The organism is Vibrio sp. M260118 (assembly GCF_036533755.1).
Taxonomy (GTDB): domain Bacteria; phylum Pseudomonadota; class Gammaproteobacteria; order Enterobacterales; family Vibrionaceae; genus Vibrio.
Window position 1 is genome coordinate 1 of the sequence record NZ_JATABG010000150.1, and the last position, 8,091, is coordinate 8,091.

Annotated in this window: 7 protein-coding genes and 1 pseudogene; 2 read left to right on the forward strand and 6 right to left on the reverse strand. The window is 45.9% G+C overall.

The genetic code is table 11. From position 1 onward, the window contains the following. Positions 1-896, forward strand: an 896-nt coding sequence (locus tag QTO00_RS10635; RefSeq protein ID WP_331424762.1) for a LysR family transcriptional regulator, incomplete at its 5' end; no start/stop codon positions are given. A gap of 105 nt (positions 897-1,001) precedes the next feature. Here QTO00_RS10635 and ahpF read toward each other — a convergent pair. Both ahpF and ahpC read right to left on the reverse strand, forming a co-directional pair. Then, the gene (gene ahpF, locus QTO00_RS10640) at positions 1,002-2,594 is read right to left on the reverse strand and encodes an alkyl hydroperoxide reductase subunit F (protein ID WP_331424764.1); all 1,593 of its coding nucleotides are present in this window, start codon (positions 2,592-2,594) and stop codon (positions 1,002-1,004) included. Positions 2,595-2,854: 260 nt separating this feature from the next. Next, on the reverse strand, positions 2,855-3,412 hold the full coding sequence (ahpC, locus tag QTO00_RS10645) for an alkyl hydroperoxide reductase subunit C (protein WP_038206075.1): 558 nt from the start codon (positions 3,410-3,412) through the stop codon (positions 2,855-2,857). A 233-nt stretch (positions 3,413-3,645) separates the two neighbouring features. Between ahpC and QTO00_RS10650 the strand changes: the two genes are divergently transcribed. Continuing rightward, a complete protein-coding gene (locus QTO00_RS10650) occupies positions 3,646-3,990 on the forward strand; it encodes a ribosome recycling factor family protein (RefSeq protein ID WP_331424766.1) in 345 nt (114 codons plus the stop codon). 60 nt (positions 3,991-4,050) lie between these two features. Here QTO00_RS10650 and galM read toward each other — a convergent pair whose 3' ends face one another. From galM to QTO00_RS10670, 4 genes and pseudogenes are all read right to left on the reverse strand, one after another. Next, positions 4,051-5,109, reverse strand: coding sequence for a galactose-1-epimerase (gene galM, locus QTO00_RS10655; protein ID WP_331424768.1), 1,059 nt, complete (start codon positions 5,107-5,109; stop codon positions 4,051-4,053). A 7-nt stretch (positions 5,110-5,116) separates the two neighbouring features. After that, entirely contained in the window at positions 5,117-6,271 is a 1,155-nt protein-coding gene (gene galK / locus QTO00_RS10660; RefSeq protein ID WP_331424769.1) for a galactokinase, read from the reverse strand. A 49-nt stretch (positions 6,272-6,320) separates the two neighbouring features. Next, positions 6,321-7,376, reverse strand: a complete 1,056-nt coding sequence (locus QTO00_RS10665; protein WP_331424770.1) for a UDP-glucose--hexose-1-phosphate uridylyltransferase — start codon at positions 7,374-7,376, stop codon at positions 6,321-6,323. Between the two features lie 29 nt (positions 7,377-7,405). After that, a pseudogene (locus tag QTO00_RS10670) lies at positions 7,406-7,675 on the reverse strand (UDP-glucose 4-epimerase); the annotation flags it as partial. Positions 7,676-8,091 lie beyond the last annotated feature (416 nt).

Below are 8,091 nucleotides of genomic sequence, written 5' to 3' on the forward strand. Positions count from 1 at the left end.
AGAAGCACAAACGCTTTGAGCGATACGCTCTATTTAGCGAAGTGGCCAAACAGCTTAGCTTCTCTAAAGCGGCTGAAACATTGGATATTTCACGCAGCTATCTCTCCTCGCAAATCAACCAACTCGAGCAAGAGCTTGGCACTAGCCTATTGATTCGCTCCACTCGCAATGTGCGTCTGACTGCTGCAGGTGAAAAGATACTCGCTAAAATGCAGTTAATTAATGCCTCGATCGTCGAATTGGAAAAAGATCTCGACCACACCAAGAGCGACGTCAGTGGCTTACTACGCATCACAGCTCCAACCATTTTTAGCCATCGTTTCCTGATTGATATTTGCCGAGAGTTCCAGCAGCTCTACCCTGAAGTTCAGTTCGATTTAGATGTTGGCTATCACCGTGTCGACCTTTCAAAAAGTCACTATGATCTGGCTATTCGTGCCACCAATAACCCACCTGAGAATATGATAGCCAAGGGGCTTATTCCCTATCAGCATATCTGCTGCGCCTCTCCTGACTATCTTGAAAAATATGGCGTGCCAAACCATCCTGATGAGTTGACTCAGCACAACTGTTTGTCGGACCCAAACTTAGGCCGTTGGAAATTTACTGACAGTACTAAAACGATTGAAGTAGAAACCGATGGCGATATTCGGATTAACGATAATTTACTATTACTCAACGCTGCTCTGCAGAATAAAGGCATTATCAAAATGCCAAACTATCTAGTGCAACCCTCTTTGGATAACGGTCAATTGGTACAACTGCTGCCAGACTATTTCATTGCCAGAAGTCATATCTACATGATTTACCCTCCTCAGTTACGCAATAGCAGCAAACTGGCCGCATTCATCGACTTCACTCACAAATGGTTTGAGGATGGAAAGAACAACAAATAACCCTTGTTTACAGCAATAAAAAAAACCACTTCCAATTGCTTGGAAGTGGTGTCGAGCTGCGACGAAATGTTTGCAAATGATATGGACAGGGGAGATTTCTATTTTTTACGCGTTCTCAGCGACTTGCTCTGGCGCAGGGGTACGAATCAAGTAATCAAACGCCCCCAAACTTGCTTTAGCGCCTTCACCCATAGCGATGATGATCTGCTTGTAAGGAACCGTTGTCACATCACCTGCCGCGAATACACCTTTCATTGATGTTGCGCCATGAGCATCAACCTCAATCTCACCACGTGGCGACAACTCTACCTTAGAACCTTTCAACCACTCGCTGTTTGGCACTAAGCCGATCTGAACAAAGATACCTGCTAGTTCAATCTTATGAATCGTGCCTGTATTGCGGTCTTGATACTCAATACCTGTCACACGGTTGCCATCGCCTAGCACTTGAGTCGTTTGCGCCATTTTGATGATTTCAATATTTGGCGTTGCATTAGCTTTATCGATAAGCACTTGGTCAGCGCGAAGCGTGTCTGCAAACTCTAGTACCGTCACGTGCTCCACGATACCCGCTAAGTCAATAGCCGCTTCAATACCTGAGTTTCCTCCGCCTATCACAGCAGTCTTCTTGCCTTTGAACAGTGGGCCATCACAGTGTGGGCAGTACGCGACGCCTTTGTTGCGATACTCTTGCTCACCTGGGACATTCATCTCTCTCCAACGAGCACCTGTACTCGTAATCACAGAGCGAGCTTTCAATACAGCACCACTTTCAAGCTCGACATGAATGTAACCATCATCCGTTTGCTCTGCATCGATGATATTCGCTGCACGTTGCTCAGTGATAACCTCTACACCGTACTCTTTTACATGCTCTTCTAGGCTAGCCACCAGTTTCGGACCTGTGGTCGCTTTAACAGAAATAAAGTTCTCAACCGCCATAGTATCCATCACCTGACCACCAAAACGGTCAGCAACAACACCGGTGCGGATACCTTTACGCGCTGCGTATATAGCAGCTGAAGAACCAGCAGGGCCACCGCCAACCACAAGAACATCAAATGGCGCTTGTTGGTTTAAGCTTGCCGCTTTTTTCTCTGCTGCACCTGAATCAACCTTGTTAAGGATTTCAGCTAATGACATACGACCTTGACCAAACAGTTCGCCGTTAACGAACACACTTGGCACCGCCATGATGTCGCGAGATTTCACTTCATCTTGGAAGGCCGCACCATCAATCATAGTGGTTTTGATTAGCGGGTTAATTGCCGACATCATGTTGAAAGCTTGAACCACTTCCGGACAGTTCTGACACGAGAGAGAAATAAAGATTTCAACGTTCAATGGTTGGTTAAGCGAAGCAATCTGCTCAATGACATCCGCTTCTAGCTTAATTGGGTGACCACCACTATGCAGTAGCGCTAATACCAGAGAAGTAAACTCATGCCCCATAGGTAAACCAGCAAAACCAATCGACGTGCCTTTAGCTTGATTGACAACCTGCATAATTGGTTGACGCTCACTGGCACTATCATCGCGAGTCACTTGAATTTTATCGGTCAATGAAGCGATGTCATCCGCTAATGCTTGGAGCTTGTTTGCTGTCTCGCTGCTATCCAAACTCAAGACTAATTGAACGTCTGTTTTTAAGTTATCTAGGTATGCTTTTAGCTGTTGCTTCATCGCTTGATCTAACATGATATTACCTGCTGTAAATTTATTATTCGGTGCGCTTTATTGCGTTGATGGGTCTATATTGCCCTGCTGATTAAGATAGGTAAATCTGAACGTTTCTATCGATTTAGTAGGTAAAACCTATCAAGAATATAAGTAAAAAACCAAGTCTCTAGAGATATTAAAAAGCCGCACCCAACTATGGGTACGGCTTTATATTGAGGCGGTATGCCAAGCTCGATAGGAGCAGAGCAAGGCATACCTGTACAAACCTGGTATCAAGATTAAATTTTACCGACTAGGTCTAGAGATGGTGCAAGTGTCTCTTCACCTTCTTTCCATTTAGCTGGGCAAACTTCACCTGGGTTTGCAGCTACGTACTGTGCAGCTTTAACTTTACGTAGTAGGTCTTCTGCGTCACGGCCAATACCTTCAGCAGTGATTTCCATTGCTTGGATTGTGCCTTCTGGGTCAATTAGGAATGTTGCACGGTCTGCAAGGCCTTGACCTTCACGCATTACGTTAAAGTTGTTAGTGATAGTGCCTGTTTGGTCACCTACCATGAAGTACTCAATGGTACCGATCTTGTCTGAAGTGTCGTGCCATGCTTTGTGAGAGAAGTGAGTATCCGTTGATACTGAGTAAACTTCTACACCACGAGATTGAAGCTCTGCGTACTTCTCTTGTAAGTCAACAAGTTCTGTTGGACATACGAAAGTAAAATCAGCTGGGTAGAAGAAGAATACCGCCCACTTGCCGATAACATCTTGCTCAGTGATTTCTACGAACTCGCCGTTTTTGAATGCTGTTGCTGCGAATGGTTTGATTTGTGTGTTGATCATGATTTTACTCTCTCTTTAATCTATTGTTTGAACGCTGCCTTGCGTCGATGGAGGTATATTGCCAATTACACGTTGATAGGTAAATTTGGCTGTTTCTATCAATTCAATAGGAGAAAGTTATCAAAAGAATTATGTGAGAGTTTACTCAACCCACTAAGCAGTGTCAGAGCACTTGGCGGTTTGTCAGCAGTTAGGATAGAGTGAACCTTAAGTAGCAACAATCTCTAATCTCTATGATATCTGTCCCTCTAAATAGCTTTGTTCACCGAGTACCCGACAAATCAATTGTCTTAAGCTTGGCTAGTGAAAATGGCTGTCAGTTAAAGCGCGTTCGTCGCTCTAGAAACTGGCAACTCAATGGAGAAGAGCAGCAATTGAGAATATTGGCGACTCAACTTGACCTTGATGCTCACAGATGGATAGTTGAAGCCATTGATAAAGCCCTGCCCAAACCGATTGTTAACTTGGCTGACCTACTCGCTCACACGCCAAATATGACAGTGAACCAGTTAGTGGCTGAGTCTGGCTGTTCATTGAAAGAAGCTAGACAGGCGATTGACGAGTTTGAACTGTTATAACACCCATTTCATCAGCCAGCATAGCTAACAAAATGGGTGGATCTGCTAGGGCTTGTTGACCTAACAACTAAACTGGTAAGTGGTTTTGTAGCGATACTCTTGCTCTGGCTGCAAGATGCAGCTTGGCTGTTGCCATTCTGAGTGGTTAGGTGAATCAGGAAGAAATTGAGTTTCCAGTGCTATGCCCGCATAATCGGAATACTCGCCGCCGCTTCGCGAAGGTGTACCGTCAAGCCAATTGCCGGTATAGAGCTGCATTGCAGGCTTAGAGGTAGTAACTGTCATACTCACTTGGCCATCCTGACTAGTTAGCTTAGCTACCGGCTCTGCTACATCTCGATGTGGATCAAACCAATAACTATGGTCATAGCCTTTGGCGGGTTTCTGCTGCTCATCTAGCAACAGATCTTGAGCCACGCTCTTAGTGACTCGAAAATCAAATCCTGTTCCCTCTACGCTTTCCAACTGCCCGAGTGGGATACCGACATCGGTGGTCGGCAGATAGTGATCGGCTTTGATATATAGCTGGTGACAAAGACCATCAAACTCACTCTCACTACCATTAAGATTAAAGTAAGCATGATTGGTTAGGTTAATTGGCGTTGCCTTATTAGAGTGAGCAAAATACTCAATATCAAAGCGCCCATCATCACTAAGCTGATAACGAACTTGCACACTTAGCTCACCTGGGAAACCTTGATCGCCATCTTGGGAAAGTAGCCCGAATACCACATGGCTCGCACTCTGCTCTACCACTTCCCAGCGAGTTTTATCAAAGCCTTCTGTGCCACCATGCAAGCAGTTACCCGCTTGGTTGGTGTCGAGCTGAAAACTCTGTCCATCTATGGCAAAAAAACCATTGGCAATGCGGTTCGCGTAACGACCAACCGTTACCCCCATGTAACTTTTGTGTCGCTCGAAATCTGCCATGGCCCCTACACCTAACAGAACTTCGCGTAGCTCACCACACGCCAAAGGTAAACAACAACTGAGCCAGGTGGCTCCGATGTCCATCAACACAATGCTAACCCCATTAGCATTGGTCAATTCGATTAACCGTGCAGGTCGCCCATCATAGGCCGCCTGCGCAGTCATTGTTTCAAATATAGAGTAATCCATCGCTCAATTACTCCACTAGGCCCGCACCGCTTTTAGCTTGGCACACATAGATAGATTCCTTCAGCCCAGTAGAAGCTTGGTAAAGAGTTTCCACCGCCGACTTGACTGGCTCGACCAATTCCGGAGGCATAACCGCGACAATACAGCCACCAAAGCCGCCACCAGTCATGCGCACGCCACCCTGATCACCGATCACTTGTTTAACGATCTCAACCAGGGTGTCGATCTCTTTAACGGTAATTTCAAAATCGTCACGCATTGATGCATGAGATTCAGCCATCAGTTCACCCATACGCTTCATATCGTGTGAACGCAACGCTTCTGCAGCTTCAAGGGTACGCTGATTTTCAGTAATAACATGACGAGCACGCTTAGCGACGAGTTCATCAAGCTGTGCCGCTTTTTCGTTAAACTGATCGATCGTGACATCGCGCAGGGCTTTAACGCCAAACGCTTTAGCTGCCGCTTCGCACTGTTCACGACGGGTGTTGTACTCACTATCGACTAGGCCACGTTTTTTGTTGGAGTTAATAATTACCACCGACATACCTTGTGGCATCGACACTGCTTCGGTTTCTAGGCTACGACAATCAAGCAACATGGCATGATTCTCTTTACCCTCGGCTGAAATCATCTGATCCATGATTCCGCAGTTACAGCCAACGAACTCATTCTCAGCCTGTTGACCATTGAGCGCGATTTCAGCTTGCGAGATATCTAAGCCGTAAAGCTCTTTGAACGTTTGTCCGATCACAACCTCTAGTGCTGCAGACGAACTTAGGCCAGCTCCTTGAGGTACATTTCCGCTCACAGAAATATCCGCGCCTTTGAACTCATAACCACGGGCTAACAAGCACTTCACCACACCACGAATATAGTTCGGCCACATTCTGTCTTCTTGAAAGGTAATCTCTTGGGTAATATCGAACTCATCAACATCGTTGTCATAATCAACAGAGACCAAGCGCACTAGGTTGTCATCGCGCTTTGCTGCTGCAACCACGGTTTGGTAATCAATCGCACATGGGAGCACGAAACCATCATTGTAGTCAGTATGCTCACCGATCAAGTTAACCCGACCCGGCGCTTGAATAATATGCGTTGGTTGATAATTCAGCACCTGCTCAAACGATGTTTTTACTGCTTGAATTAGTTCAGACATAGTAGTTCCCTAACCTCTTTTAATATTGCGATGACGTTACTCATCATCGCTAATTAGATTCTTTGTAATGAACATCACTAACAGCGCGTAGACGCTCTGCCGCTTGCTCTGCGGTTAAATCGCGCTGGCTTTCTGCGAGCATTTCATAGCCAACCATAAACTTACGTACCGTGGCACTGCGCAGTAGCGGCGGATAGAAGAGCGCATGAAGCTGCCAATGTTCAATATCTGTGCCTTGCTCGAAAAACGGTGCATAGTGCCAGCCCATTGAGTATGGGAAAGAACACTCAAATAAGTTGTCATAACGACTGGTGAGCTTTTTAATCGCAATCGCCAAATCATCACGCTGTGATTCAGTTAATTCACTCATACGGCGAATATGTACTTTGGGCAGCAACATGGTTTCAAACGGCCAAGCCGCCCAATATGGAACAAGCGCTACCCAATGTTCAGTTTCAACAACAATTCGCGAACCATCTTTCACCTCAGCCGTGACGTAATCGACCAATAAGTTAGAGCCGTGCTCTTGATAGTAAGCTTTTAGATTGTGCTCTTTGCGTTCAATTTCATTAGGCAAGAAGCTATTAGCCCAGATCTGGCCGTGGGGGTGGGGTTGCGAACAGCCCATTGTCTCGCCTTTATTTTCGAACGCTTGAACCCACAAGTACTCTTTACCCAACTGTTCGATTTGCTCATCCCAGGTATCGATCACACCACGAATTTTTTCTACAGGGAGTTCAGGTAGCGTCTTAGAGTGATCCGGTGAAAAACAGATCACTCGACTTAGGCCGCGTACACCTTGTGTTTTGAACAGTGGGCTATCTGACTCTGGCGCATCAGGAGAATCTGTCATCAAGGCGGCAAAGTCATTGGAAAACACGTAGGTGCCCTGATAGTCCGGGTTGACATCGCCAGAGATACGCTCATTGGTTGGACATAGAAAACACTTCTCATCGTAGCTTGGTAACGCTTCGGTCGCGGGCTTCTCATCGGCTCCACTCCATGGACGCTTAGCACGATGAGGAGAGACAAGAATCCATTGACCCGTTAGTGGGTTATAGCGACGATGTGGATGATCTACAGGGTTAAAGGTAACGTTCGACATTTTCACACTCAGCTCTAATTTGTTGTCCATTATGCGTCGGCATAACCATTAGGATTATTCGATTGCCAGTTCCATGTATCCGCCGCCATTTCGTCAATAGTGCGCGTGGCTCGCCAGCCTAAATCTTGGTGAGCTTTGTCTGTACTCGCCCAACATTCAGCAATATCACCCGGACCACGAGGACAGATCTCGTAAGGCACAGGTGTTCCGCAGGCGGTGCCAAACGCATTGACCATTTCAAGCACGCTTGAGCCTTTGCCTGTACCTAAATTATAGATGTGTAAACCGACTCGCTCTCCGTGTCTTGATGAGCGCAAAACGCTCAACGCCTAATATTGATGAAAAGTCTACCAATCAACGCCCCCTAAGATCCGTGATCAAATCCGCAAAGTGTAAACGTTTCCACAGATCAATCGCTAAATATGACATAGATTGAAAAAATGAATCAGTATCTGAAAGTAGATAAGTGGGCGATTCTGAGGTCTTATACCAACACCAAGTCAATGCTGGATGCATCAGTACTAGAGTGAAAAAACGTAAACGTTTTCATTGAATGGGAGAGAAGAGAGGCTTTGTTGCGTAATTCGATGGAACTAAATCAAGAAACTACGATCTGAGCGGCTACGCCCATCAATCGTCGTAGCCTCATGCCTAAACCTCGTTACAAAACAACTAACTGGAAGCAGTACAATAAATCCTTAATCAACCGTGGTTC

Coding starts and splice junctions, on each gene's coding strand:
- ahpF (WP_331424764.1), bottom strand. CDS start 2,594: ATGTTAGATCAAGCGATGAAGCAACAGCTAAAAGCATACCTAGATAAC.
- ahpC (WP_038206075.1), bottom strand. CDS start 3,412: ATGATCAACACACAAATCAAACCATTCGCAGCAACAGCATTCAAAAAC.
- QTO00_RS10650 (WP_331424766.1), top strand. CDS start 3,646: ATGATATCTGTCCCTCTAAATAGCTTTGTTCACCGAGTACCCGACAAA.
- galM (WP_331424768.1), bottom strand. CDS start 5,109: ATGGATTACTCTATATTTGAAACAATGACTGCGCAGGCGGCCTATGAT.
- galK (WP_331424769.1), bottom strand. CDS start 6,271: ATGTCTGAACTAATTCAAGCAGTAAAAACATCGTTTGAGCAGGTGCTG.
- QTO00_RS10665 (WP_331424770.1), bottom strand. CDS start 7,376: ATGTCGAACGTTACCTTTAACCCTGTAGATCATCCACATCGTCGCTAT.